Raw genomic sequence first — 24,490 nt, 5'->3', positions numbered from 1 at the left:
TAAAACATACAGCTTCAATAAGTTGAGGTTCTAATAACTCTTTTTCAGCTTCATTTCTATGTTTGACATTTCTTGACTAACTTCTGCCTCATTTTAGCGGGGATTTATCTTTTAAGATTGAAGTACAATAATATCATGATGCAGGATTCAAATTTAAATCCTGTTAATTTCTAAAAGTATTAATATTAAAGCAAAGGAGGTCTTAGAATAAATTTCACTCCATATCAAAAGTTTTACCCAGTTGATAAATTACTATATCAGTGATTACTTAAAAAATATGATATTAAATGAAAGAGGTGCTAAAGTTTATGAAGATTTCAAGAATTATTGCAACTTCAACAGTTGCAGCATGCTTAATAGCAACGAGCGTATTTGCGGTTAATACTACAAGTACTCCAACTCCAACAAAAGCTACAGTAACTCCAAGCAGTCAAAAAGGTAGACTGCCTAACAAAGAGGGCATGAACAGAAAAGGTCATAGAGGATCCCAAGATTTTTATAAGATGAAGGGAGAATGCCTTACAAACCTTGTAACAGACAAAACAATAACAAGTGAACAGAAAACAGCAATAGAAAATGCAATAAAGGCAGCAAGAGAAGCCAATAAGGACATAAAGGAAGCATTGGATACACTGGTAAAGGCAGGAACTATTACCCAGGCACAGGAAGATGCAATAATAAAAGCAATGCCGCAAGGTAAAGGAGGTCCAAGAGGATTCCATAGTAACAAGTTAGTAGAGCTTGTAACAGCAAAAACAATAACAAGTGAACAGAAAACAGCAATAGAAAATGCAATAAAGGCAGCAAGAGAAGCTAATAATGACGTAAAGGAAGCATTGGATACACTGGTAAAGGCAGGAACCATAACACAGACACAGGAAGATGCAGTAATAAAGGCAATGTTGCAAGGTAAAGGAGGTCCAAGGGGATTCCATAATAACAAATTGGATGAGCTTGTAACAGCAAAAACAATAACAAGTGAACAGAAAACAGCTATAGAAAATGCAATAAAAGCAGCAAGGGAAGCCAAGAAGGATATAAAAGAAGCGTTGGATGCGTTGGTAAAGGCAGGAACTATTACCCAGGCACAGGAAGATGCAGTAATAAAAGCAATGCCACAGGGTAAAGGAAAGCACATGGGAATGCATAAAAATAGATCTTTTGGTAAACCTTCAACAACTGAAACCACACCTAAAGAAACACCTAAAGCAACACCGGCTCGATAATAAAGTAAATTAATAATAACTCCTTCCGATGTATTTATATATTAGAAAAACACCTGCAAGAATATGCGGGTGTTTTTCTGTTATATGGAATTTCTTGCGTTTAATATAAAATGAATTTGTTTTTTGGTAAATAGTAGATTATAATTGTTAAAAGCTATATGAAAAGGTCAATGACTTTCATACTGATTATAATTTTTTGAAAGGGTGAGGTATATGTTTAAAAGACTTACAGCATTATTGGTGGCAGGTGTCATGGTACTGGGTATTCCCATTGCTGCTGGTGCTTCTAGAAATAAGGCCGGCAAAAACAGCAAATTTCATATTTCGGAAACGGAACGCTTTAAGGAATATGCTAGAATAAGCAGTTTTAATAAGATTATGGACAAGCGCCGGAATTCTAAATCAAAAGATGAACGGGAAATAAAAATGAATATTGAGAAGTATCTGAATGCTGCTGCCCAAAACAGTAACTTTCATGGTACGGTTTTAGTAGAAAAGGCTGGTAAGGTTATACTGGCAAAAGGCTACGGCATGGCGAATTATGAAAATAGTATTCCAAATACAACATCAACTCGTTTTGCGATAGGATCAATGACAAAGCAGTTTACAGCTATGGCTATTATGCAGCTATTAGAAAGAGGAAAACTGAAGCTTGATGACAAGCTTATAAAGTATTTCCCAGATTTTCCTCGTGGTGAGGAAATAACTATTCATCATTTGCTAACCCATACATCAGGTATTGCCAACTACACAAATTTGGCTGAGTATTGGGCTCTTGATCCGGAAAATGTAAGCGAAGATATAATATTGAACCTGTTTAAAAACAAACCTTTGGAATTTAATCCGGGAGAGAATTGGAATTACAGTAATTCAGGATACTTTTTGCTTGGGGTCATTGTAGAAAAAATTACAGGTAAAAGCCTTGATAGCTATTGGCACAAGAACATTTTTGAACCCCTGAAAATGAAAAATACTGGAATATTATATAAGAAGGGCAAAAAGATGATTGATACTGTTGGATATGTAGGATATCTTGATATTCAGCCGATAGATGATTTATTGACATTCAAAACTACATATGGTGCAGGGTGTTTATATTCTACTGTAGGTGATATGTTTATTTGGGACAGAGCTCTTTATACATGCAAACTGGCTAGCAAAAAGACTATGGATATGATATTTTCTCCTCAAGTTGATACAAAAGCTATAGGATATTATGGATATGGTTGGGTTATACAAGGGGAAGGAAAGGATAAGGAAATATTTCATGATGGGGCATTACTAGGTTTTAGCTCTATTATCTCCAGATATGTTGAGAGAAACACAGGTATTATAATACTCACAAATAATAATTCAAACGGTTCTGGTATATTTAAAATTAAAAGTGACATAAACTCCATACTTCTAGGAAAAGAAGTAGACCTACCAGTTGAAAAGAAGGCAATAACTTTAGATGCGGAAATAATAGATGGCCTTGTTGGCAATTATGAAATAGCACCGGGATTGTATTGTATTATAACCAGGGAAGAAAATCATGTCTATGCACAAATTACCGGGCAGGAAAAAATAGAAGTATTCCCAGAGTCTGATACTAAATTTTTCTATAGGATTGTTGATGCACAGATTACTTTCGTTAAGGATACTAATGATAGGTTAGAAGGTTTGATTATCAATCAAAACGGTGCCAGTATTCAGGCAAAGAGGATTGAAGATGATGGAGGCCAAGTTTTGCAGCAGGCTGCATAATAACAAAATGAATTAAAATATTGGGGTTGAGGAGGAACAGGCTAGCATTATTCAATTACATAATATTGATCACCATCATTAGATGCTGAGCCTACACCTCCCTTAAATCTTATATACCTCTTACCTATCTTTCCATTATATTTGGGAATATTCTGGTCGACTACCCAAACTCCTCTGTTATCCTGACTTAAATATAATGCAGCATGGTTTCCGGTACGAAGGTTTGGATATCGTCCATCAATGAAGGTTGCTATGGCAGTACCGACTGCTATATCTGTATTATCTCTTACTTTTACTCCCTGCTTCCAATTTTCACTTGCACCATGCGGTGCTCCAGCATAGATCTGGACTAACGCAACACATTGGCCGCTGCCTGCCTTTGTATGGTTTACAAGTGATTCAGCACTACTATAAATATAAGGCATTTCGTGTATTCTCCTTTTCTATGGATAAATGCTTGTCCATTCACTTTAAATTATTTCAATTTTATACTACAATTTTTTTGCTGTCAAACAGAGCATATATAATGGCTTTTATCTATAATAAAAGTATTATTTATCAAAATGCTATGATTTTTGTAATGGATGAATTATAATTGTTAAAAAGCACAAAATCCTTAAGGAAAAGAGGATTGCGAAGATGTTTAAATTTATTGATGCGAAATATAGAGATATATTGGATATACCTGAATTATCAATAGAATCTGGTAAAATTACAACCCTAATTGGTGAGAGCGGCAGCGGTAAATCAACTGCACTAAAGATGTTGAATAAAATGATATCTCCAACCCAGGGGAAAATATTGTATCACGGCACAAACCTTAACAACATTAATTCAGTTTCCCATAGAAGAAATGTTATTATGCTTTCACAAAAGCCTGTCATTTTTGATGGGAACGTCAGGGATAATCTTTCTATGGGGTTCAAATTTCAGGGGTTGGAGCTGCCAACAGACGATAATTGTTATAAGATATTGGAACAGGTGAAGCTTTCTAAGGATCTGGATAGTCCGGCGAATGTCCTATCAGGAGGGGAAAAGCAAAGGCTTGCCATTGGAAGGGTGCTTCTTTTAAATCCTGAGGTATATCTTTTGGATGAACCTTCGTCTGCACTTGATGATGCAACAGAGGAAGCAATTATTCAATTGGTAGTCCAAAATGCAGCAAGTCAAAATAAGACCATTATAATGGTAACCCATTCTAAAATAATTGCCGAAAAATATTCCCATGTTATCATTGAGATATCCAAAGGGAGAGTTAAACGGAGGTTTGATAATGGACGGAATAATTAATCTTACAGCCATACAGGTTGGTTTAGCGTACATATTTATATTGATGGTGCTTGTAATTGTCAGGATAAGAGGTATAAAGAAGGAAAAGGAGATATTGATATCATCAGTAAGAATGAGCCTTCAGTTGATATTAACAGGGTACATACTGGTATACATCTTTGATAACCCCAATCCCGTTGCTACTGGAGCAATAATTGTGCTTATGGAAGCATTTGCAGTTTTTACGGTTTTAAAAAGGTATAAGGGCAAGCTATCAATTCCTTTAAAGAAAGTTATTATCCTTTCATTGTCAATAGGCACTTTATCATGCCTCATATACTTTTTGCTGGTTGTAGTCCGTATTTCGCCCTGGTATAACCCGAGATACTTTATACCGATAGCCGGAATGATTATTGGAAATTCAATGACAGGTGTGTCTCTGGCTGTAAAATCCCTAATTGAAGGTATGACAATCCAGAGGGACTTGGTTGAGGAAGCTTTGGTCCTTGGTGCAACGCCTAAAACGGCTACAAAAGCTATTATTGATAATACTTTTGATTCAGCGATTATGCCTACGATTAACCAGATGGTTGGGATGGGGATAATATTTCTGCCCGGTATGATGACAGGTCAGATATTATCAGGAACTTCACCTACTACAGCTATTGCGTACCAGATTGCTATCATGCTTGGAATTTTAGGAAGTGTGGCTCTTTCTGTTATAATAATGCTGCAGCTGGGCTATCGTACTTTCTTTAATAAACAGGATCAACTATTTTGAATGTAAATAAAAGTCATCAGATGTAAAATGAGTAATACAGAACGTGTAGTTAATAGGGAATGGCTATAATTATTAAAAAAATTAATCTAATTAATTAGGGATGGATCAAAATGAATGGTATCTTCGAATTTGTAGGTAATTGTTTAAAAAGCACTTATGTAGAGCTGTTTCTGTATCTGGTTTTACCGGCTTTCCTCACACTTTGGTTATGGAAATCCAAAAACAGAAGTAAATTTGGACTCTTAATAAAGACAGCGGGGATAGGAACTTTTATTCTAGCTTTATTTTGGGTACCTTACAGGGAAACATCAATTGGCTATTACACAAATTATATTCTGTTGATGCTTTTTTTGGCTGCTGCGGTTATGGCGTTTATGAAGGTCAGAGGAGTTAGATTTTTTGATGTTATAACTATAAAAGGCATAGCTATTGTTGTCCCTGGAATTATTTCGATATTGTTTATGGGATATGTAAGCATAAATGGAATAAGTGGTTTCTTCTATGATGAAAAACCCATCGAGATGATGTTTCCGTTAAAAAACGGGGCCTATGCTGTAATACAGGGAGGCAATGGAGCCTCAAGCTATCTGGCGAATTACCATTATTATGCCTGGGGGTTTGGAACAGAAGAAGATACACTTAATAAGTTTTCAACAGATATTGTTAAGCTGAACAAATTGGGTTTTTGTTTTAATACACTGAGTTTTTTGTTTAATAATGATTTACCAAAAGACTTAAGCAAATACGAGATGTTTTCTGAACCTTTATATAGCCCATGTGAAGGAGAGGTATGGAGTGTAGAGGATGGAAATGAGGATCTTAAACCTTCAAAGAATGAAATTTATGCTCCAAGCAATAATGTTGTTATTAAATTTAATGAGAATTATTATGTTGCATTGCATCATTTGAAAAGGGATAGTATAAAGGTTGCGGCAGGAGATAAGGTAAAGCAGGGACAGCTTTTAGGGGAGATTGGTAACAGTGGTAACACCACTATACCGCATCTGCATATTCAGGTATGGAAAAATGATGGTACAAATTATATAGGGGTGCCTATTCACTTTAATGGCAGCTTCCCGGTAAAAAATAAGGTTTATTTCAAGTAGAAAGCAATATATTCCTATGTTCTTATGCACAATTGAAAAACTATATAAACTGTGATATAGTAAAACATAATAATGGAATTATGAAGGTTCCCAAGGTTACTATGTAAAATTAATTGATTTTTATATAATCAAGGAATGACTTACTTAGTTATTCCGATTATCAAATTGACTGCAGAGCAGACCCATGAAGGGACTAAATTTTAAATTCGCCCTTTTTGGGTTTATTATTTTGTAGAGGAGTCGATAACATGCATATGGCGGATGCATTGATTTCACCGCTGGTTGGTGGAACTATGATGGCTGCAACTACTACAGCTGCAGCTTATTCAATTAAAAAAGTACACAATGAGATGGATGAAAAGAAAATTCCCTTAATGGGTGTAATGGGTGCATTTATATTTGCTGCACAAATGATTAATTTCTCAATACCCGGAACAGGATCAAGCGGGCATCTTGGAGGAGGTTTGCTTCTGGCAATAATGCTTGGGCCTTATGGGGGATTTCTCACAATGGCATCCATTTTGCTAATTCAAGCCCTTCTTTTTGGTGATGGAGGACTTTTAGCGTACGGATGTAATGTATTTAATCTGGGTTTTTATACCTGCTTTATTGCATACCCGCTTATTTATAAGAGTTTTATTAAAAAGGCTGTAAGTTCCGGACGAATACTAATAGCATCACTGATATCGTCGGTACTGGGACTGCAGATGGGTTCCTTAAGCGTTGTTCTTGAGGCTGTTTTATCTGGTAAAACAGAGCTGCCGTTTAAAACTTTTGTGATGTTTATGCAGCCGATACACCTTGCAATAGGAGTAATTGAAGGTTTTGTTACTGCAGCTGTCGTGACCTTTATATGGAATTCCAGGCCGGAGATTTTGGAAAAAGCAGCTTCAGGTGAAAAGCTGGGTGCAGTATCATTAAAGAAAACCTTGATAGGACTTTGTGTTTCGGTTTTGATTATCGGGGGATGTCTTTCGTGGTTTGCTTCATCCAACCCGGACGGTCTTGAATGGTCTATTTTTAAGACTTCAGGCAAACCGGAAATCGAAACATCGGATGGTATTCACAAGACCATGTCTAAGGTTCAAAGTAAAACTGCAGTATTACCCGATTATGGTTTTAAAACCAAAGATGAAAAGGCAGCTGATGAAAATGCTGCAAAAAATGAAAGCCAATCTCAAAACAGCAGTGATTGGGGCTCTGTAAACACAGGCACCAGTTTTTCAGGTATTGTTGGCGGTGCTGTAACCCTTGGATTTGTGGTACTGGTGGGCTTTGTTGCAAGCATTTTAAACAAAAGGAAAATAAATTTAAAATCAAGGATTTGATTAGATATATGTCAAGCATTGTGAATTCTTTATATAGTATGAGGCATATGGACGATCTGGCACGCAGAGAATCTATCATACACAATATACATCCTCTAGTAAAGCTCATTACTACGGTTATTTTTATAGCTGTTGTAATGTCTTTTGGAAGGTATGAAATAGGGAGGCTTCTGCCATTCTTTTTATATCCTGTGACAATTATTACTGTGTCAGATCTTCCAAAAGCACCTATATTTAAAAGAATTCTTATTGTGGAACCTTTTATTATAGGTATTGGTATATTAAATCCTCTTTTTGACAGCCAAACATTTGTTATTGGTGAGATTGTGTTATCAAAGGGATGGATCACATTCGGCTCTATTTTTATAAAGTCATTGTTGACTGTTACTGCTGCATTGCTGCTTATAGCTACAACAGGCATGGACAAACTGGCTGGTGCATTAAGAATGTTGAAGGTTCCAAGATTATTTGTACTTCAGTTGTTGTTGACATACAGGTATATATCGGTTTTGTCCGAAGAGGTTGGAAGGATGCTAAGGGCTTACTCACTGCGTGCTCCAGAGCAGAAGGGCATACATAGGAATGCATGGGCTTCATTTTCGGGACAGCTTCTCATAAGGACTTTTGACAGGGCACAGAGGGTTTATCATGCAATGTGTACCCGGGGATTTACAGGGGAATATAACACTGGAAGTGTTTCAAAAATAAAATTAAGGGATTATATATATTGGGCTTGTTGGGTGATATTTTTTGCAGCGGTGAGAATGTTTGATTTACCTGTGCTTATAGGTTCAATGATTACAGGAGTGATTTATTAGATGAGTCATCATAAACTTGAAATAAGAGATTTGCATTTTTCCTATCCTGACGGGCATAAGGCTGTAGACGGCATATCAATCAGTGTCGGCCATGGAGAGTCGGTTGGGATTATAGGGGCAAATGGGGCAGGCAAATCCACCTTGCTTATGCTGCTGATGGGAATAATCTTTCCCGATAAGGGAGAGATTATTGTAGGTGATGTGCCTGTAAATAAAAAGACGCTGCCATTTATCAGGCAAAGAGTAGGTATGGTCTTCCAAGATCCTGAGGATCAGCTTTTTATGCCTACGGTGTATGATGATGTGGCATTTGGACCCCGGAATTATAAGCTTGATGAGAAGGATGTGGAAAAAAGGGTACTTTATGCATTGGACCTGGTTGGTATAACACATTTGAAAGACCGTGCACCCTTCAAGCTGTCAGGTGGGGAAAAACGTGCTGCAGCTATAGCAACGGTACTATCCATGACACCAGATATACTGGTTATGGATGAACCTACTTCTGCACTCGATCATAGGTCAAGAAAAAAGATCATGGGTATTTTGAAGGGATTCGAGCATACAAAGATTATTACCAGCCATGACCTGGATATGTTGATGGATATATGCAAGCGGATTGTTATTATTAAGGATGGGAAGGTATTGGCTGATGGACTGGCCGTGGACATTTTAACTGACAGCAGGCTTTTGGATAGCTGCGGGCTGGAAGTTCCTCTTTCTCTACAGAATTGCCCTAAATGTGGTATGGCTAAAAATAGTGAGAAATAAAAAGAATGAAATTGGAAGGTGTTATTTATGAAACTAAAAATTGCATTTGTATGTACAGGTAATTCATGCAGGAGCCAGATGGCTGAAGGATGGGCAAGGCATTTGGGAAGTGATGTGCTGGAAGTGTATAGTGCAGGTACACACCCGACGGATAGGGTAAATGAACATGCTGTTGAAGTGATGAAAGAGGCAGGAGTTGATTTAAGCAGTCATTATCCAAAGACCCTTGAGGATATTCCATTTGAGATAGATATATTGATTAAGATGGGGTGCGGGGTTGTGTGTCCATTTGTCCCTAACAAGTATGAAGAGGACTGGGGCCTTGAAGATCCGGTAGGTAAGCCTATTGATGAGTTTAGAAAGATAAGGGACATAATAAAGTCAAAGACTATTGAGCTAATGGAAAAGGTACGTAATGGAAGTTATGTATGAAAAAATTGGTGTTTTACCTGTAATATTTAGCTGCATAACATATTGAATTATGTCGCATATAGGTATATAATTAAGAATGCGAATAGAATATTCGTTAGGTGAGGTTCCTATACAAATATACGCTACTGCCGAAATAAGGTTTTACTTAACGTAGCTGGAGCATTTTTCCAAAGTTGTATAGTGCTAAAGCTCAACGAGTGAAGGAGCAATAAAGGCGTTTTTCCGTCACTCTTTGTTGGCGGTTTTTTTAATGTCCAGGTAATTTTTCATTCATGCCTTAACAAAATTATAAGCTGAATTTATGGAGGTGAACGGTATGGACTATGACCCTGATAGTAGTAATTACATAAGCTATTTTCCAGTGTTTAAAGGTTTATTTGCCATGCCGTTAACTAGTATTACGGCTTAATCCAGGCATATAAACCCTCAGGTTTTATTTGATTATTAAAAAAAGAGGGTGATTTTATGGTTGAAATCTTCAAATCAGTTAATAACGAGATAGTTCATACAACTACGTTTGATGAAGGTGTATGGGTAAATCTTGTTAATCCCAGTGAGGAAGAAATTGAAAAAGTTAGAAGTGCATTAAATGTTGAAATAGACTTTTTAAAAGCAGCACTTGACGAAGAAGAACGTGCCAGAATAGAAAGCGATAATGGACAAACACTTATACTTGTTGACATACCTGTTGTTGAAAAAGAGGGCAAAATGAATGTTTACACTACCATCCCTCTTGCTATAATACTTATCAAGCATATCATTATTACTGTTTGCTTGAAGGAGGATACACTGCTTAAAGATTTCATGAGCAACAAGGTCAAGACTTTTTTCACACAGTACAAGACAAGATTTGTTTTGCAGATACTCTATAAAAACGCTACACGTTATCTGCAGTTCCTAAAACATATTGACAAGACAACTACAAGAATAGAACAGGATTTGCACAAATCCATGAAGAACAAGGAACTCATTCAGATGTTAAAGCTGGAAAAGAGTCTTGTTTACTTCTCTACAGCACTTAAATCCAACGAAGTTGTTCTTGAAAAGCTTATGAAATATGAACATATTAAGAACTATCCGGAAGACACTGAACTTCTTGAGGATGTAATAATTGAAAACAAACAGGCTATAGAAATGGCTAACATATATAGTAACATATTAACAGGGACAATGGATGCTTTTGCTTCCATTATTTCGAACAATTTAAATATAGTCATGAAATTCTTGACATCTGTTACCATTGTTATGGCTATTCCTACAATGATATCCAGCTTTTTTGGAATGAATGTAAATCTGCCGCTTTCAGCAACAGGAAAATTTTCTTTCTGGATAATTGCAGGTGTAGCATTTGCGATGTGTTCGATAACTGGAATATTCCTATATAGAAAGAAAATGTTTTAGATTTATATGTTCTATTTATATATTGTATAGAAAACCTGCATGAATAAAAATCTATGTAGGTTTTTTATTATTCTTGGCGACTTTTATAAAATAAAAATAAAAAAATGTTATAGAAACTAAAAAATAGGTGTATAATATAAATGCAAATGCAAATCATTATTATTTTCATTAGGAGAAGTGATTTATGAATAAGTATTATATAAGGTTGTTAATAGCTATTGTTATCGGAATTTTTATGTTTTCTTCATGCGGCAAGTCTCCGGAGACTGCCAGCACTAATAATCCAAAGCAGTTTACAATAGTTACATCATTCTATCCAATGTACGTATCTGCAATAAATGTGGCAAAAGATATTCCAGGTGTAAGGGTTGTAAATATGACTGAGCCCCAGACAGGGTGCCTTCATGATTACCAATTGTCTCCTTCAGATTTAAAGACTCTTGAAAGTGCTGATGTCTTTGTAGTAAATGGTGCGGGGATGGAAACATTCATCGACAAGGCAGTAGGGCAGATGCCAAGCCTGAAGGTCATTGAAGCTTCAAAGGGAATAGAGCTTATCAAGAATTCGTCTGATGGTGAGGAAAACCCCCATGTATGGGTGAGCATAACAGATGCTATTAAGCAGGTCAAAAATATGAGTGAGCAATTGGCCTTGGTAAATCCGGATAATTCAGATAAGTATAATAAAAACGGCGAGGATTATATAAAAAAGCTAGAGGCTTTGAGGGACAAAATGCATAAGGAGCTTGATAGTATTAAAAACAGAGATATCGTAACCTTCCACGAGTCTTTTCCGTACTTTGCAAAGGAGTTTAACCTTAATATTGTTTCCGTCATAGAGCGTGAGCCAGGTTCTGAACCAAGTGCCGGAGAAATAGCGGACACTATTGAGAAAATTAAAAAAGCTAAAGTAAAAGCTTTGTTTGCCGAGCCGCAGTATTCTAAGAAGGCTGCAGAATCAATAGCAAGTCAGACAGGAGCAAAGGTCTATACCCTTGACCCAATTGTCACTGGTTCTCAGGATGGTGATATTGACGGGTATATTAAAAAGATGGAGCAAAATCTTAAATCACTGGTAGAGGCTTTAAAAATATGAATGATGAAAACATGTTCCATAAGGATGTAGAAAAAAGTTCACATCAAAAAGATAAAGGCTGTAAAGATGCCTGTTGCGGATTTTGCTGCACCAGGCTAAAGGATTTTGGTGTAACTATTGGAAAAACTGAGATATTAAAAGACGTGAACCTTCATATACATTGCGGAGAATTAACTGCTATAATAGGACCTAACGGTGCAGGGAAAAGCACACTGCTAAAGGCTATGCTTGGTGATTTGAAGGCTACGGGTGAGCTTAGGTACATTGATGCAAAAGGCAGACGTAACGGGAAACCTCTTATTGGATATGTGCCACAGTACTTAAATTTTGATGCCGGCTCACCCACCAGCGTGCTGGATTTGTTCATGGCATGCCGGTTTAAATTTCCAGTGTGGCTGTATACTCCCAAGAGAATTATAAAGCATGTAGAGGAAAGTTTGTCAAAGGTAAAGGCTGATCATCTCATAAATAGAAGGTTGGGTGCACTATCAGGCGGAGAGCTCCAAAGGGTATTGCTGGCTCTTGCTCTTGACCCTATTCCTGATTTGCTATTATTGGATGAGCCGGTTTCAGGGATTGACCATAATGGACTGGCAATATTTTATGAAACGGTTTCACAGCTTAGAAAGAATTATGACCTGTCCATAATACTCATTTCCCATGACCTTGATCTGGTGTATCAATATGCGGACAGGGTTGTTCTCCTTAAAAAAACAATCCTGGAAAACGGGAAGCCGCAAGATGTTTTCCAAAGTGAGAACTTCAATGATGTGTTTTCATTAAAATGGAAAAACGTTGATACACAGGTAAGGGGGGAGTAATTGATGGATATTTGGTATAGTATTATAGAAATACTTCCATTAGAATGGACTGGACATGCATTTATGAAAAATGCCCTACTGGCAGTTATCCTCATTTCACCTGTGTTTGGTATTTTAGGAACAATGGTTGTAAATAACAGGATGGCATTTTTCTCTGATGCATTAGGGCATGGAGCATTTACCGGTGTAGCCATTGGGGGTATGATGGGCCTGGTTCAGCCTCTTTGGTCTGCAGTTATTTTTTCTATTTTATTTTCAATAGGAATTGCAGTTATAAAACACAGGAGCAGAATGGCAAGTGATACAGTAATAGGGGTTTTTTCTTCAACAGCAATTGCTTTGGGTATTTTCATACAGACCTCCGGTGGTAAAAGTTTTGGAAAGGCAATGACATATCTTGTCGGTGACATATTAAGCATTCTTCCAAGTGAAATATTATTACTTTGGATAGTTCTTGCTTTTATTGCTATATTATGGATTGTAATATTCAATAAGCTCATGGTTGTAAGCGTAAATCCATCTCTTGCAGGAAGCAGGGGAATACATACTTTTTGGAATGAGCTTATATTCAGCATGGTTATTGCAGTTGTGGTTACGGTATCAATGTCCTGGATCGGGCTTTTGGTAATAAACTCATTTTTGGTTTTACCTGCAGCAGCTGCAAGAAACATAGCGAAGAATCAGAGGCAATACCATGTATGGGCAATCGTAATTTCCGTACTATCCGGAATTTCTGGATTAATTGCGTCTTACTATATTGAGACAGCTTCTGGTGCTACTATTGTATTGATTTCTGCAATGATATTCTTTGCGACATTTATTTACAGGAAAAGGTTTGATTAAAGTAATGACTAACGGACTGATACATATCTTTACAGTGAGGTATCTTTAGGAAGGGTGTATGAGCTTTGGATATTAAGGATTACAGGGATTTATTAAAAAAAGAAAATTTAAGGAATACCAAACATAGAAATTCAATTCTTGAGGTTATTGAAGAGAGCGGACAGCCTGTGACTGCAGAGACAATCTATTTAAAGCTTAAGGAACAGGGCGTATCCATAAGTCTTTCGACTGTTTATCGAGTTCTGGACACTTTAATTGGAAAAAATTTAGTGGTTAAGACCAGTGTAACTGATGAGAATAAAGGACTTTATGAAATTAACAGCATGGAGCACAAGCATCACCTTTTATGTATTAAATGCAGAAAGATGCTTTCCGTAGATGGATGTCCCCTTGAGGAATATGAAAGGGAGTTGGAGGAAAGGTTGGGTTTTACAATCAAAGGCCACAAGCTTGAAATGTTTGGGCTATGTGATAAATGTAAAAATTGCGATATGTAAACTTAAGCGGTTGGAGGAATAAATATGAGAGTTGCAGTAATTGACGGACAGGGCGGCGGCATGGGAAAGGCCATTGTAGAAAAGCTTAGGATTGTATTTGAGAATCATATAGAAATTCTTGCATTGGGTACAAATGCTTTAGCGGCATCTCTCATGCTCAAGGCAGGTGCAGATGAGTGTGCATCTGGAGAGAATTCTATTGTTTTTTGCTCTTCAAAAGTTGATGTTATAATAGGTCCAATAGGGATTATAGCCGCAAATTCAATGCTGGGCGAACTTACGCCTAATATGGCAAAGGCTATAGCAGAAAGCGGGCAAGAAAGATACTTATTCCCATGAACAAATGCAATATACAGATTGCTTGCGTTCGGAATGAACCTTTACTTCAGCAAATTGATGATGCAATTGAAATATTAAAAGGTTTTAATTAAGATATTTTTTGAATAAAGGGTTCTTGTCTTACAAAATATAAATAGGAAAAATAATTAGGAGGTAAATAACATGCAACTTGCTGCACACGAAGCACATGACTTACACGAGCTTACTTTAAGCTGTGTTAATTCAATTACAAATATGGCACTTTTTTTAAATCAGGTAAAAGACCCACAGCTTAAGTCCCTCATAGAAAAGCATTTTCCATATCATATCAAGGACTATAATACAAAAGTTGAGTACCTGAGCAGGACGAGCGGAGCTAAAACAGGACTTCCAGTGCCGGAAATGACTAAAATTATTGACAATTTTACTCAATCCAAAACCAATGCAAAATCCATTACCCCAAGAACCGATGTACAGCAACTGGACGACCGGGAAATTGCTACAGCCTATCTATTAACATTAAAAAGAGCTGGACGTGAATATGCATGGGCGGCTATGGAAGCCAGCAACCCGGAGATTCGTACATTCCTTGAGGATGCATTTAAAATGAGCTCGCACCATGCTTATGATGTTTGGCAGTGGATGGTATCAAAAGGATATTATCCATTAGAAGCTGCTCCTGCCGAAACTTTAGGCACTATAGCAAGTATATACAAAGCTGTTCCTGAGTCAAGTGCAGTCATACAATAGGCAAAATATTTAGGAAAGACTCGCCTTTTACGGTGAGTCTTTATTTATGCTTTGAGGTCACTCTATAGGCTTGTTATATCCTTTATCTCCAAATGGTTTTAATTTTTCCAACCACAGCTTTTTCATTTTCTTAAGCTCCCATTTCACATCAGTAACTTCATCTGCTTCCTTTTCTTCCAGCACTTCATAGGCAAAGGCCTCTGCCCCAAGTTCGCTCCATTCCTTTTGTAATTGTAAATTAGGAAACCTACCTATATCCAATTGACTCTGAATATTTAACCATTTATTTTTTAGGTTAGGATAAGAGTCTAGGAATATTTTTCCGTTGGAAGTGTTGGTTATTTTAATTACGCCCATATAAGTCTTAATTTGTTTAAATCTTTCAAGCAGTTCTTTACGGTTTTTCTTATCCATTTTTTCTCCTTTCTGATTCTATATGTTTTGTAAAAATCATTTTATATTTTTAATTATTGCAAAACACTTTCCTTGATTCATATGTTACGAAAAATTCATTTTTATATTGCAAATGCAGACGATTCAACTGAATTTGCAAATGTAAATTCTTTTTCGTAACATATATAGGCCAAGGAAGAACTTTTCTAATAACCCATAGCTTTTAATATTCTTGACAACGTGTGCAAACGCTCACCCACAAGCTCGCTGTCATTACTAAGAGCCTGGTTGAATAGCTTAATATCTTCATCAATCTTATCATTATCGGTACACACAGCAACTGTCATAGCATCACCCTGCATTCCGATTCTGTCAACATTAGGTTTTTCAGTATCGTATAACTTTTCATGCTTATAAGATTCTTCTTGAAAATATAGTTTTGTCCTGCATATAAGAATTGCCAAGTCTATCACACGGTGAAGCGGTAATTCCTCAGATTGCCTTGACCACTTTTCTCCAGTGTACCTCCACACTTTAGCAGAAATATCTACTTTACCACGATCATTCCATTGAGCTAATCCTAGTGAAAGGCCTTTAGCGTCTGTGTTATAAGCATATCTTCCATCTACATTTTCATAATTTTCGCAAACAATAACTGGTTTGTGTTTTAAAGAAGTTGGTATTTTCATAAATCTATCTCCTAACAATTTTTTATTAAGTAATTAGTAAGTTAGTAAACTAGTAAACTAGTAAACTACTAAATAAATTATAATACTTCCAATAGACTATGTCAATAAGGGATCAACCAATAATTAAATGGTCATTTGGTATATCTAAAAAAGCAAAACAAAAAACTTGCCATTACTGACAAGCCTTTGTTATTAGAAAGTTCTTCATAATTTTATTAATCATTTTTTCTTTTCTTTATACCTGCCGCAATCCAGTTTGGTGCGTAGGCGGATGTACAGCCCTTCGGAACTTTCAAGTTCCTATACACACCTAGAGTTTCACCAAGTGTTATGCAACGCTCTGTAAATTGGGGATAGCTTATCCCGATTTCACACAAAGCATGATTCATCGCCCATTGTTTAGCTGGGGGAGCAGTTTGCAATTCGGCTTCGATCTTTGTAAGGAGATCCTCTAACACATTATTCGTCAATTTACCGCCGGATACTTTATGAACAATCAGTTTCCAGCCTGCCCGTCCTAAGTTATCCTTGTCCGAAGCTGACCATTCTTCAGCAAGAACATCTGCATCCTTGTGATTGCATACAATTTCACCAACGAATTTATCAATAATATCGGAATAGGTTAATTGAGAAACCATACTTCGTACTTGATCTATCGTAAGTTTGTTTGCATCCAGCATCATACATGCAAGCCATTGTGTATCTGTATTTCCACTTTCCCAAAGCTCTAATGCCAACTCATGATTTGTACCTAATTTCTTTGCCAGTTTCCGCAGTTCCCCCAGTAAAACGCCGTAAGTGTTTTCACTTGCACCGTTCTTTATATACATCTGTTTTCGTTTTTCGTTACCTAAATCGCAAAGTGTTGCGAGTATCTCGGTTTTTGTCATTTTTATCACTCTCCTTTACAAAGGTAAACAATTTTTAAAAAACTCAATGGTTTTACTCCATGAATCTACTTGTGCTTTTGCATTTCCTTCTATTGTTCCACCAGTAACGAAAACAAGTCTTGGAGCTAATTTCATACTGAGTGTTACACTTAATGGTATGATGTAAGGTGAAGGAAACGGGTGTCCGCTATCTTTATATGCAAAAAAGTTGTAATTGTATTTGTAATTGTGTTTTGACAGAGTATCCATTATTTCAACACATCCGTCGTACGCATTCCATATGTTATCATTCTCACCTGCAAATAATAATATATTGGCGTTCGCATTTTCTATTTTTATACGAGCGGCTTCTTTATTTGTCGCAGTATCTACACCTGTTTTATATGTATAAGCGTATCCAAAAGGCGTGTTTTTTATAAGACAATCCAACATATTCAGGAATAAAATTTTATACTTCAAACGTATGAAAGGTAAAGGCTTTCCACCATATGTCCATGACGAAACATTCTTATAATTAAGCCCTTGAAAGCAATATGCATGTGGGGCAAATGCAACTACTTTTTTTATAATTGGATTCCTTGAAGCAAGTAAAAGTGCAAGCTCACCGCCCTTTGAGGTTCCATGAACATAAACATCATTACCGCTTGTTATAGGATTTTTGTTAAGCCATTGAAAAACTCTATCAAAATAATCAAGTGGAATTTCTGCAAGCTTTTTAGGTAATTCTTTAGAATTGAAATATGCCACAGATAATGCATTAAACCCATGTGAAGCAAGCTGGGCAGAAATGAGCGAAAGAGCAGCCGTATTACCATCGGAGCCACCTAGTACTACTATTGTCTTATTACTAGAGTTTTCGGTATAAAATAGTTCTCCAACAAACCCGTCTGCTACTTTTTCAGTTTTAACATCATGATTTTTAAATAGTCGTTCTACTTTTTTGCGAACACTGTATTTTTCGCATTCAGCTACAATTTCAATGAAAAGACTATTATCCGGGGATATATTTTCTACAATATCTTTAATTTTTCCAGTTACCATCTTCATGGATACAATGAGTCCCATAGAATCGATAAAATCATATGTCCCAGAATCAGGCTTTTGTTTTGATAAATCTACATTGCCTTCTGAATCAGCGGTAAACCAAGCATAAGATTCAAATTTAGTTTTCTTTGCCCATGGTAAACACAAAGAAGCACTAATTTTTACTTTCCCCAAAGGGGGTAATCCTGAAATATTAATAATTATTTTATCGTTGCAAAGTCCGACTACTGGTCCTACATGTAATTTCATATAATAAAACCTCTATCTTAAATTTTATTTCTTAGTTTAGCGAATTCTTCTATTGCTTTGATTTGTTCATCCTCTTTTATTTCAAGTTTATAATCAATATCTTCTTCGAAACCATCATGTTCTTCGCCATCATAACCATGCAGCTTTTTTAATAAATTCCATAATAATTCTAATTCTGCTTCGGTGAAATCGCGGAAAACTTTGGCAAAAAACTCAATTCCCTTTTTGCCACATTCAAGTATGATTTGCTTGCCTTTTTCTGTGACCTTGACATTAATCGCACGTTTATCACGGACACTTGGCATTGTTATGATATAACCTTTCTTTTCTATATTAGTTATTAGAACATTTGTATTTTGCTTAGAAGTACCTAGCTTTCTGGCAATGTTATTTAGTGTTGTTTCATCTTCAGGAAGATGTAGTACTGCTAATATTGCCATAAACTGCCTTGAGGTTAAATTCTTAAATTGGTTATCGCCTTGTATCTGAAGTTTGTTAGCAAGGGAAAATAGTATTGCATATATCTGCTGCATCAAAGAATATTCTTTAATTTCCTTTAAGTATTTCATATAAATTCTCCTTTCAAAAAGACAATATATTGTCTAAATCCATTATAGTAAAGAGCGTATTATTAGTCAACATGTTTACTAAAATTATTAATCGACGAAATAATTGCAGTTATTTTCCGGTGAATAAGTTACAATAGTAAATGATTATAAAATAGTATAATGTTTGGAATTAAACAGGATGGATAATTTACAATTGCAATATAAAGAAAATAGCCCAAAATTGGAAAAACAAAAAACTCGACGGCTTTACGACGAGTCTTCGTTTGGTGGAGATAGAGGGACTTGAACCCTCGACTTCAACACTGCCAGTGTTGCACTCTCCCACTGAGTTATACCCCCATAATTATCAATACTATTATAAACTGTTTCTGGAAGTTTTGCAATTGGTAAAAGTATTTAATTAAGCTTAAGATGTATGATAAACTCCATATGTTTGGTGACAAAATCACAATAAAATGGTAAAATAACATAATTGTTTTACTAAAGGGGTATACCTATAGTTTGGGAGGAACATATATGTTTGAACTGTTGAAATCTAGAAGAAGTATAAGAAAATTTCAAGATAAAGAGATTGAGAAGGAAAAGGTAGATACCATATTAAAAAGTGCACTTCTTTCCCCTTCATCCAGATCAAGAAGGCCTTGGGAGTTTATTGTTGTTACGGACAAGGTGCTTTTAAGAAAACTTTCCCAGTGCAGGGATCACAGCTCAGCCTTTTTAGAAGGAGCACCTTTGGGGATAGTTGTTATTGCGGACTCAGAGGCTTGTGATATATGGATAGAGGATGCGTCAATTGCATCTATAATTATTCAGCTGTCTGCTCAATCCCTTCATTTGGGGTCATGCTGGATCCAAGTCAGAGACAGAAATCATTCCGATAATGTTACGGCTGAAAGTTATATTAAAGAAATTTTGAATATACCGGCTAAGTATAGTGTAGAGTGCATAATAGCAATAGGATATCCGGCTGAAGAAAAGAAGGCATATGATTTAAATGATTTGCCATATAAAAAAATTCATAATAATTCTTTTTAGTCATGCCTTAATAGAAATCTTTACAACGGTATCAAATGGGCTTAGCAGGAGGTAAGGTTTGAAAAATGAAAAGGGAGTAATTTTGGCATATATAACAGTATGCATTGTTTGGGGATCTACGTATCTGGCAATGAGGATTGCAGTAGGGAGCTTTCCGCCGGAGTTGTTTGCCGGAATGAGGTTTTTGCTTGCAGGAACTATAGTAATGGCATATGCTGTAGTAACTAAAAAGGCGTTTCCCAGTACTGGTAAAGATGTGGTTAAATCAGCAATTCCCGGTGTTTTGATGCTGATGGGAAGCAATGGCCTTGTCATGTGGGCAGAACAGTGGGTTCACTCGGGGATAACATCTCTGCTTTTATCAGTAACACCTTTGTTTGTTGCTTTAATTGAAGTAATTGTATTACGTGATACTAAGATAGGCTTTACGGGATGGATTTGCCTCATAATGGGCTTTACGGGTACGGCCATGCTTGTTGTCTCAGGTTCAGGAGTAGGTTCGATTGACATTAAAGGCGGCTTGATGGTGTTAACTGCAGCATTTTTATGGTCTTTAGGGTCTATTTATTCTAATAGGGTAAAGTATACAGGAAACATCGCAACCCATATTGGAATACAAATGCTGACAGCAGGGGCGGGATTGACTATAATGGGAGTTTTACTTGGCGAGGTTCAAAAAGTAAGCATAAGCACAGATGTAGTTTTAGCATTGGCCTACCTTGTAATTTTCGGATCAGTGGCAGGGTATTCATGTAATATGTATGTTCTTAGCAAATGGCCTGCTTCAAAGGCTATAACATCAGCTTATGTAAATCCTGTTGTCGCTGTTTTATTGGGAGTGGTAATTTTAGACGAAAAAATTAATCCTGCAATGGTTCTATGCATGATAATAACCCTTGGTTCGGTAGTGCTGCTTCATTATATTAAGTATGGAAAAAGGAATGTCTAAGGGTAATAAAGAAAAGAATTCGTAATGATTTTTCGGAGGCAATAAATGATTCAGGAACTAATAAAAGCGTTTTTGCTTGTTTTTATAGCTGAAATGGGGGATAAGACACAAATTCTTGCTATGGCTTTTGCAACCAAATACCCAGCCAAAAAGGTATTAGCGGGGATATTTATAGGATGCTTGCTAAATCATGGGTTGGCAGTTCTTTTGGGAAGCTCAGTTTCCAGATTGATACCGCTAAATACAGTTCAAATTATTGCAGGCTTTGCTTTTGTTGTCTTTGCTCTGTGGACAATTAAGCCGGAATCAGATGAAGACGAGGATGAGAGCAATAAATCCAAGTTCGGGCCTGTTATAACTGTTGCGACAGCTTTTTTCATAGGGGAGCTGGGAGACAAGACCCAGCTTGCGGCTATTACTCTGGCAACTGATGCCATGTATCCACTTATTATACTGGTAGGAACTGTTACTGGAATGGTGGTAACAGGAGGTCTGGGTATCATTGTGGGTAAGAAACTTGGGGACAAGATACCGGAATTTGTCATAAAAATTATTGCAGCTTCAGTATTTATGCTGTTTGGTATAACCAAGCTTTATAACACTATGCCCAAAGAATATCTTGAAATGAAGTATATTTTGATTCTTGCTGCTGTGGTATCATTAACGGTTTTTCTGCTGTTGAAATCTTCCCTTGCAAGAAGAAGAGAGGGCAAGGAGTCTTTGTTAGTAAAAACATCAAGGGAGCTTTACAATTACTATCACCAGGCAAGGGAAAAAGTTGAGGATATATGTCTGGGAGAAAACAAATGCAGAAAATGTCAGGGGCAGAGTTGCGTTATAGGCTATACCAAACTATTGATTGATAACGGCATGGAAGGTATAGAGTCGGTTGAGCTTGATGATGGTGGCGAATATTTTGGTAAGGACTATGATAGGGAGCTGGTACTTGAAACTTTAAGGAGTACTCTAGTGCTTTTAAAGGATGATCCTGGCAACATAAATTACAGAAACTTACACAAGATCAGGAAGAACCTCGAGATAATACTGTTTGGTCAAAATATTGAGAATATGTGTAACTGGCAGCAATATGTAAGGGATTTGGAAGCGGTGGATAAAGATATTACTGAGAAATTGATTGCAGGAATCAATTAATGGCACTGTTGGTAAGGTATTAACAAATAATTAACGGGTCAATGAGGCATTTCAAAAAGTTGAATTAATGATATTATACAAAAAAACTAGAATAATGTATTTTTTGGAATGCCCTAAATAATGACCAATGCAAGATTTATTATGGGGAGTGATGTGGATGAAAAACAATTCTGTAAAAAGTACCAGTGTGTTGCTTTTATTAACTGTGCTTATTGCAGAGGTACTTTGTCCTGTTGATGCAAGTGCCATTGACATGGATACAACTCTTCCGACACCAAATCAAAGCACTCTTAAAGAATGGAAAAACAGACTCTTATAAGGGTATTATGACAGGAACAATGCACCCCAATTTCTGCGTATCATTTGAGATGGCTGTGCCGTAAAATAAAGCATATTGCTGTTAGGCGACAAAGCTCCGAGTTACACGAATTATATAATAAAGCTATAGAGAGTTTGGAGCTTCTCTATAGCTTTATTAATGTTTGGCAAATTAGTAATGGCTAAGAAATAACATAGAAAACGATGATATTTCTAAGGTATTACTTATGTAATTTACAAATTAACATTTGCAGTTGTTGTTATATCCCCCGAATCCCCCAAAAATTCCAGGGCAGAAGCATATAACGAGTATAAGGATTATAATGATCCAAATAAAGTCATTACCAAAGCCTAAAAAACCGCATCCTCTTTCATTTTCCATTGAATTCACTCCTTGCAATACTATTACATTCCATAGTATGAAAAGCTTATTATAAAGGTTCCATATTATAAGTGTTATTAATTACTGATTCTTATAAAGGTATGAATGAAAAATTACTTCTGCTTTCTACACGGGTGTTGACGGGTTGGGTCAACATGTAAGCCAAATTTATAGCGTAAGCTATTTTTTGATCATTTGTTAATGCATTTTTCAAAACAATTTTAATTAAAAAACATTACAAAGGAACTTTTTGCCCACAATTATATATAATACCAATAGGTTATAAAATAAGAGGTGCTCTTTATGATAATACCAATAAAACTTGCAGGGATTGCACTTGCATGCAAAACGGTTCAGGTATACAGCAATAAGAGGAATTGTTTTCTAAAATGTAATCTTGATGAATCAGTGAAAAACAAAAAGTTTTATAAGCCATTAGCAGTTGGTAAAACTCCAGTCCCTAGTATAATCAATACAATCTCACAAGCTATTGCATCAAAAATTAAGGCTAAAGCCCGCAATACTCATGAAGACTATATGGCAGTGATCAAAAATACCATACCCCAGGAAGCCATACTGTTAACTCCTACATACCGGGGAAAATCAAAGGCATATGAGCTTTGGGATATTGACGGAGATAGGGATAATGAGCTTATAACCAGCTACGTTCTTAACAATGAGATTACTACTATTGTTATTAAAAAGCAAAATGATTTGTGGAATATTGCTGCTGAAATTAAGAACCCCGAATGTAAGTCGTTGAATTACAGGACACTTGCAAATGTAGCCGGAAAAGGGAAGCAACTGCTTTTAGGTTATGTGGATAAGGATGACAATAAGGAATTGTCGTGCTATACATTGGATAACTATAATGCCAATAAGTTGTTTTCACATAGATACAATAAATTTAGTCTTTTAAATATGCCTGACAAACCAAAAGGGGAGTCCCATAATCATCTGGTATTTTGGAACAGGAACGATAGAGGAAGCTATGATCTTGAGGTGAAAAGGTGGGATGGTAGTAGACTTGAGAATCCAAAAAAGCATAAGGATATTTTATTGGGTGGAGTGTTGCCTCTTTATGCACAAAAGCTTAAGAGAAACCCCGAAAAGCCATACAATTGGTACCATCTTGCGGTCGCACTAGAGAATGCAGGACTGAATAAAGATGCTTTGTATATCATAAAAAAAGCCAGGCTGCTAAAACTGTCAAAAGAAGTAAAAGGGGACTTTGATGCATTGGAACATAATATAAGGCAAAAGTTAGGACAAATTTCTTAAGACATAAAAAACAATAAACCCCCGTTAAAAGATAAGCGGGGGTTTATTGTTTATGTTCATGTCTTAAGAAATTATGGTGTATTCCACACTGCAATTTCTTAAGACAACCACCAATGTAAACAAAATCGCAAGCGATTTTGTTTACATATCAAGGGTTTAAATCATACGTAATAAAGCTGCCAATGTAAGTTTAGAATTCACTGAAATTAGCAAACTGTATTATCGCATGCAGGTCCTGTACAGCCCAGAAGAGCAATAAGAACAGGATAATAAAGAATAAAATTTCTGAATTGTCAAACAAACCGCCTAAACCTCTTTTTTCGCTCATTTATAACACTC

General features: G+C 36.3%; 28 protein-coding genes, 1 tRNA gene, 1 pseudogene and 1 riboswitch. Of the genes and pseudogenes, 21 read left to right on the top strand and 9 right to left on the bottom strand.

Features of this window, described 5'->3' with window-relative positions; genetic code table 11:
- The first annotated feature begins 308 nt into the window (after positions 1–308).
- Both Bccel_RS22110 and Bccel_RS22105 read left to right on the top strand, forming a co-directional pair.
- A complete protein-coding gene (locus Bccel_RS22110; protein ID WP_050753731.1) occupies positions 309–1,226 on the top strand; it encodes a hypothetical protein in 918 nt (305 codons plus the stop codon).
- Between the two features lie 213 nt (positions 1,227–1,439).
- Positions 1,440–2,972 carry a serine hydrolase gene (locus Bccel_RS22105; RefSeq protein ID WP_050753730.1) on the top strand — a complete coding sequence of 511 codons (1,533 nt, stop codon included), beginning with the start codon at positions 1,440–1,442 and terminating at the stop codon, positions 2,970–2,972.
- A gap of 47 nt (positions 2,973–3,019) precedes the next feature.
- Here Bccel_RS22105 and Bccel_RS22100 read toward each other — a convergent pair whose 3' ends face one another.
- Positions 3,020–3,397, bottom strand: coding sequence for a BPSL0067 family protein (locus Bccel_RS22100; RefSeq protein ID WP_036935763.1), 378 nt, complete (start codon positions 3,395–3,397; stop codon positions 3,020–3,022).
- Between the two features lie 214 nt (positions 3,398–3,611).
- On the opposite strand from Bccel_RS22100, the gene Bccel_RS22095 reads away from it, so the two are divergent.
- The 14 genes and pseudogenes from Bccel_RS22095 (at position 3,612) to Bccel_RS22030 (ending at position 15,200) form a co-directional block, all read left to right on the top strand.
- Positions 3,612–4,262: an ABC transporter ATP-binding protein gene (locus Bccel_RS22095; protein WP_036935765.1), complete on the top strand. Its 651-nt coding sequence runs from the start codon at positions 3,612–3,614 to the stop codon at positions 4,260–4,262.
- Entirely contained in the window at positions 4,246–5,022 is a 777-nt protein-coding gene (locus tag Bccel_RS22090; protein WP_036935766.1) for an ABC transporter permease, read from the top strand. Before Bccel_RS22095 ends, Bccel_RS22090 begins: the two co-directional genes overlap by 17 nt.
- 110 nt (positions 5,023–5,132) lie before the next feature.
- Positions 5,133–6,128 carry a M23 family metallopeptidase gene (locus tag Bccel_RS22085; RefSeq protein ID WP_050753729.1) on the top strand — a complete coding sequence of 332 codons (996 nt, stop codon included), beginning with the start codon at positions 5,133–5,135 and terminating at the stop codon, positions 6,126–6,128.
- Between the two features lie 248 nt (positions 6,129–6,376).
- Positions 6,377–7,456: an energy-coupling factor ABC transporter permease gene (locus Bccel_RS22080; protein ID WP_036935768.1), complete on the top strand. Its 1,080-nt coding sequence runs from the start codon at positions 6,377–6,379 to the stop codon at positions 7,454–7,456.
- Between the two features lie 8 nt (positions 7,457–7,464).
- Entirely contained in the window at positions 7,465–8,274 is an 810-nt protein-coding gene (gene cbiQ, locus Bccel_RS22075) for a cobalt ECF transporter T component CbiQ (protein WP_036935770.1), read from the top strand.
- A complete protein-coding gene (locus Bccel_RS22070; RefSeq protein ID WP_036935772.1) occupies positions 8,275–9,042 on the top strand; it encodes an energy-coupling factor ABC transporter ATP-binding protein in 768 nt (255 codons plus the stop codon).
- A 27-nt stretch (positions 9,043–9,069) separates the two neighbouring features.
- Entirely contained in the window at positions 9,070–9,474 is a 405-nt protein-coding gene (locus tag Bccel_RS22065) for an arsenate reductase ArsC (protein ID WP_036935775.1), read from the top strand.
- Between the two features lie 83 nt (positions 9,475–9,557).
- A riboswitch (M-box (ykoK) riboswitch) is annotated at positions 9,558–9,683 on the top strand.
- A 256-nt stretch (positions 9,684–9,939) separates the two neighbouring features.
- Positions 9,940–10,875: a magnesium transporter CorA family protein gene (locus Bccel_RS22060; protein WP_036935778.1), complete on the top strand. Its 936-nt coding sequence runs from the start codon at positions 9,940–9,942 to the stop codon at positions 10,873–10,875.
- Between the two features lie 184 nt (positions 10,876–11,059).
- Positions 11,060–11,971, top strand: a complete 912-nt coding sequence (locus Bccel_RS22055) for a metal ABC transporter substrate-binding protein (protein ID WP_036935780.1) — start codon at positions 11,060–11,062, stop codon at positions 11,969–11,971.
- 11 nt (positions 11,972–11,982) lie between these two features.
- Positions 11,983–12,792: a metal ABC transporter ATP-binding protein gene (locus Bccel_RS22050; RefSeq protein WP_050754069.1), complete on the top strand. Its 810-nt coding sequence runs from the start codon at positions 11,983–11,985 to the stop codon at positions 12,790–12,792.
- 3 nt (positions 12,793–12,795) lie between these two features.
- Positions 12,796–13,635: a metal ABC transporter permease gene (locus Bccel_RS22045; protein ID WP_036935782.1), complete on the top strand. Its 840-nt coding sequence runs from the start codon at positions 12,796–12,798 to the stop codon at positions 13,633–13,635.
- A 65-nt stretch (positions 13,636–13,700) separates the two neighbouring features.
- A complete protein-coding gene (locus Bccel_RS22040; protein WP_050753728.1) occupies positions 13,701–14,132 on the top strand; it encodes a Fur family transcriptional regulator in 432 nt (143 codons plus the stop codon).
- A 24-nt stretch (positions 14,133–14,156) separates the two neighbouring features.
- Positions 14,157–14,563, top strand: a pseudogene (locus Bccel_RS22035) (DUF3842 family protein).
- 70 nt (positions 14,564–14,633) lie between these two features.
- The gene (locus tag Bccel_RS22030; RefSeq protein ID WP_036935786.1) at positions 14,634–15,200 is read left to right on the top strand and encodes a spore coat protein; all 567 of its coding nucleotides are present in this window, start codon (positions 14,634–14,636) and stop codon (positions 15,198–15,200) included.
- Positions 15,201–15,257: 57 nt separating this feature from the next.
- Here Bccel_RS22030 and Bccel_RS22025 read toward each other — a convergent pair whose 3' ends face one another.
- The 6 genes from Bccel_RS22025 to Bccel_RS22000 all read right to left on the bottom strand — a co-directional run bounded on the left by Bccel_RS22025 (position 15,258) and on the right by Bccel_RS22000 (position 19,373).
- Positions 15,258–15,614: a GIY-YIG nuclease family protein gene (locus Bccel_RS22025; RefSeq protein WP_036935788.1), complete on the bottom strand. Its 357-nt coding sequence runs from the start codon at positions 15,612–15,614 to the stop codon at positions 15,258–15,260.
- A gap of 185 nt (positions 15,615–15,799) precedes the next feature.
- A complete protein-coding gene (locus Bccel_RS22020; protein WP_036935790.1) occupies positions 15,800–16,282 on the bottom strand; it encodes a DUF6530 family protein in 483 nt (160 codons plus the stop codon).
- Positions 16,283–16,497: 215 nt separating this feature from the next.
- Positions 16,498–17,172, bottom strand: a complete 675-nt coding sequence (locus Bccel_RS22015; RefSeq protein WP_036935792.1) for a DNA alkylation repair protein — start codon at positions 17,170–17,172, stop codon at positions 16,498–16,500.
- A 15-nt stretch (positions 17,173–17,187) separates the two neighbouring features.
- The gene (locus tag Bccel_RS22010; protein WP_036935794.1) at positions 17,188–18,465 is read right to left on the bottom strand and encodes an acyl-CoA thioesterase/bile acid-CoA:amino acid N-acyltransferase family protein; all 1,278 of its coding nucleotides are present in this window, start codon (positions 18,463–18,465) and stop codon (positions 17,188–17,190) included.
- Between the two features lie 17 nt (positions 18,466–18,482).
- On the bottom strand, positions 18,483–19,034 hold the full coding sequence (locus Bccel_RS22005) for a MarR family winged helix-turn-helix transcriptional regulator (protein WP_036935796.1): 552 nt from the start codon (positions 19,032–19,034) through the stop codon (positions 18,483–18,485).
- A gap of 264 nt (positions 19,035–19,298) precedes the next feature.
- Positions 19,299–19,373: transfer RNA gene (locus Bccel_RS22000), tRNA-Ala, on the bottom strand.
- 177 nt (positions 19,374–19,550) lie between these two features.
- Here Bccel_RS22000 and Bccel_RS21995 point away from each other — a divergent pair.
- The 4 genes from Bccel_RS21995 (at position 19,551) to Bccel_RS30435 (ending at position 22,489) form a co-directional block, all read left to right on the top strand.
- Positions 19,551–20,069: a nitroreductase family protein gene (locus Bccel_RS21995; protein WP_036935798.1), complete on the top strand. Its 519-nt coding sequence runs from the start codon at positions 19,551–19,553 to the stop codon at positions 20,067–20,069.
- Between the two features lie 58 nt (positions 20,070–20,127).
- Positions 20,128–21,018, top strand: a complete 891-nt coding sequence (locus Bccel_RS21990) for an EamA family transporter (RefSeq protein ID WP_036935801.1) — start codon at positions 20,128–20,130, stop codon at positions 21,016–21,018.
- Between the two features lie 45 nt (positions 21,019–21,063).
- Positions 21,064–22,170: a TMEM165/GDT1 family protein gene (locus Bccel_RS21985; protein ID WP_050753727.1), complete on the top strand. Its 1,107-nt coding sequence runs from the start codon at positions 21,064–21,066 to the stop codon at positions 22,168–22,170.
- A 157-nt stretch (positions 22,171–22,327) separates the two neighbouring features.
- Positions 22,328–22,489 (top strand): hypothetical protein, encoded by a 162-nt coding sequence (locus Bccel_RS30435; RefSeq protein WP_154673411.1) that lies wholly within the window; start codon positions 22,328–22,330, stop codon positions 22,487–22,489.
- A gap of 240 nt (positions 22,490–22,729) precedes the next feature.
- Here the strand turns inward: Bccel_RS30435 and Bccel_RS30765 are convergent, their stop codons facing one another.
- A complete protein-coding gene (locus Bccel_RS30765) occupies positions 22,730–22,870 on the bottom strand; it encodes a hypothetical protein (RefSeq protein WP_154673412.1) in 141 nt (46 codons plus the stop codon).
- A 303-nt stretch (positions 22,871–23,173) separates the two neighbouring features.
- On the opposite strand from Bccel_RS30765, the gene Bccel_RS21980 reads away from it, so the two are divergent.
- Entirely contained in the window at positions 23,174–24,151 is a 978-nt protein-coding gene (locus Bccel_RS21980; RefSeq protein ID WP_036935803.1) for a hypothetical protein, read from the top strand.
- 190 nt (positions 24,152–24,341) lie between these two features.
- On the opposite strand, the gene Bccel_RS30760 is transcribed toward Bccel_RS21980, so the two are convergent.
- Positions 24,342–24,479 carry a hypothetical protein gene (locus Bccel_RS30760; RefSeq protein ID WP_162838936.1) on the bottom strand — a complete coding sequence of 46 codons (138 nt, stop codon included), beginning with the start codon at positions 24,477–24,479 and terminating at the stop codon, positions 24,342–24,344.
- Between the last annotated feature and the right edge of the window lie 11 nt (positions 24,480–24,490).

The sequence above is a fragment of the Pseudobacteroides cellulosolvens ATCC 35603 = DSM 2933 genome (assembly GCF_001262605.1).
GTDB lineage: Bacteria > Bacillota > Clostridia > Acetivibrionales > DSM-2933 > Pseudobacteroides > Pseudobacteroides cellulosolvens.
Note: the sequence above shows the minus strand (reverse complement) of the source record. Positions and strands in the feature narration are given on the sequence as shown.

Bases quoted from the DNA above. Each gene is read 5' to 3' on its own strand.
- Bccel_RS22080 (WP_036935768.1), top strand. From the start codon at position 6,377: ATGCATATGGCGGATGCATTGATTTCACCGCTGGTTGGTGGAACTATG.
- Bccel_RS22100 (WP_036935763.1), bottom strand. From the start codon at position 3,397: ATGCCTTATATTTATAGTAGTGCTGAATCACTTGTAAACCATACAAAG.
- Bccel_RS22005 (WP_036935796.1), bottom strand. From the start codon at position 19,034: ATGAAATACTTAAAGGAAATTAAAGAATATTCTTTGATGCAGCAGATA.
- Bccel_RS22110 (WP_050753731.1), top strand. From the start codon at position 309: ATGAAGATTTCAAGAATTATTGCAACTTCAACAGTTGCAGCATGCTTA.
- cbiQ (WP_036935770.1), top strand. From the start codon at position 7,465: ATGTCAAGCATTGTGAATTCTTTATATAGTATGAGGCATATGGACGAT.
- Bccel_RS30765 (WP_154673412.1), bottom strand. From the start codon at position 22,870: ATGGAAAATGAAAGAGGATGCGGTTTTTTAGGCTTTGGTAATGACTTT.
- Bccel_RS22020 (WP_036935790.1), bottom strand. From the start codon at position 16,282: ATGAAAATACCAACTTCTTTAAAACACAAACCAGTTATTGTTTGCGAA.
- Bccel_RS22055 (WP_036935780.1), top strand. From the start codon at position 11,060: ATGAATAAGTATTATATAAGGTTGTTAATAGCTATTGTTATCGGAATT.
- Bccel_RS22085 (WP_050753729.1), top strand. From the start codon at position 5,133: ATGAATGGTATCTTCGAATTTGTAGGTAATTGTTTAAAAAGCACTTAT.
- Bccel_RS22060 (WP_036935778.1), top strand. From the start codon at position 9,940: ATGGTTGAAATCTTCAAATCAGTTAATAACGAGATAGTTCATACAACT.
- Bccel_RS22070 (WP_036935772.1), top strand. From the start codon at position 8,275: ATGAGTCATCATAAACTTGAAATAAGAGATTTGCATTTTTCCTATCCT.
- Bccel_RS30435 (WP_154673411.1), top strand. From the start codon at position 22,328: ATGAAAAACAATTCTGTAAAAAGTACCAGTGTGTTGCTTTTATTAACT.
- Bccel_RS22015 (WP_036935792.1), bottom strand. From the start codon at position 17,172: ATGACAAAAACCGAGATACTCGCAACACTTTGCGATTTAGGTAACGAA.
- Bccel_RS22090 (WP_036935766.1), top strand. From the start codon at position 4,246: ATGGACGGAATAATTAATCTTACAGCCATACAGGTTGGTTTAGCGTAC.
- Bccel_RS22030 (WP_036935786.1), top strand. From the start codon at position 14,634: ATGCAACTTGCTGCACACGAAGCACATGACTTACACGAGCTTACTTTA.
- Bccel_RS21980 (WP_036935803.1), top strand. From the start codon at position 23,174: ATGATAATACCAATAAAACTTGCAGGGATTGCACTTGCATGCAAAACG.
- Bccel_RS22010 (WP_036935794.1), bottom strand. From the start codon at position 18,465: ATGAAATTACATGTAGGACCAGTAGTCGGACTTTGCAACGATAAAATA.
- Bccel_RS22065 (WP_036935775.1), top strand. From the start codon at position 9,070: ATGAAACTAAAAATTGCATTTGTATGTACAGGTAATTCATGCAGGAGC.
- Bccel_RS21995 (WP_036935798.1), top strand. From the start codon at position 19,551: ATGTTTGAACTGTTGAAATCTAGAAGAAGTATAAGAAAATTTCAAGAT.
- Bccel_RS22095 (WP_036935765.1), top strand. From the start codon at position 3,612: ATGTTTAAATTTATTGATGCGAAATATAGAGATATATTGGATATACCT.
- Bccel_RS21985 (WP_050753727.1), top strand. From the start codon at position 21,064: ATGATTCAGGAACTAATAAAAGCGTTTTTGCTTGTTTTTATAGCTGAA.
- Bccel_RS22045 (WP_036935782.1), top strand. From the start codon at position 12,796: ATGGATATTTGGTATAGTATTATAGAAATACTTCCATTAGAATGGACT.
- Bccel_RS22025 (WP_036935788.1), bottom strand. From the start codon at position 15,614: ATGGATAAGAAAAACCGTAAAGAACTGCTTGAAAGATTTAAACAAATT.
- Bccel_RS22050 (WP_050754069.1), top strand. From the start codon at position 11,983: ATGTTCCATAAGGATGTAGAAAAAAGTTCACATCAAAAAGATAAAGGC.
- Bccel_RS22105 (WP_050753730.1), top strand. From the start codon at position 1,440: ATGTTTAAAAGACTTACAGCATTATTGGTGGCAGGTGTCATGGTACTG.
- Bccel_RS30760 (WP_162838936.1), bottom strand. From the start codon at position 24,479: ATGAGCGAAAAAAGAGGTTTAGGCGGTTTGTTTGACAATTCAGAAATT.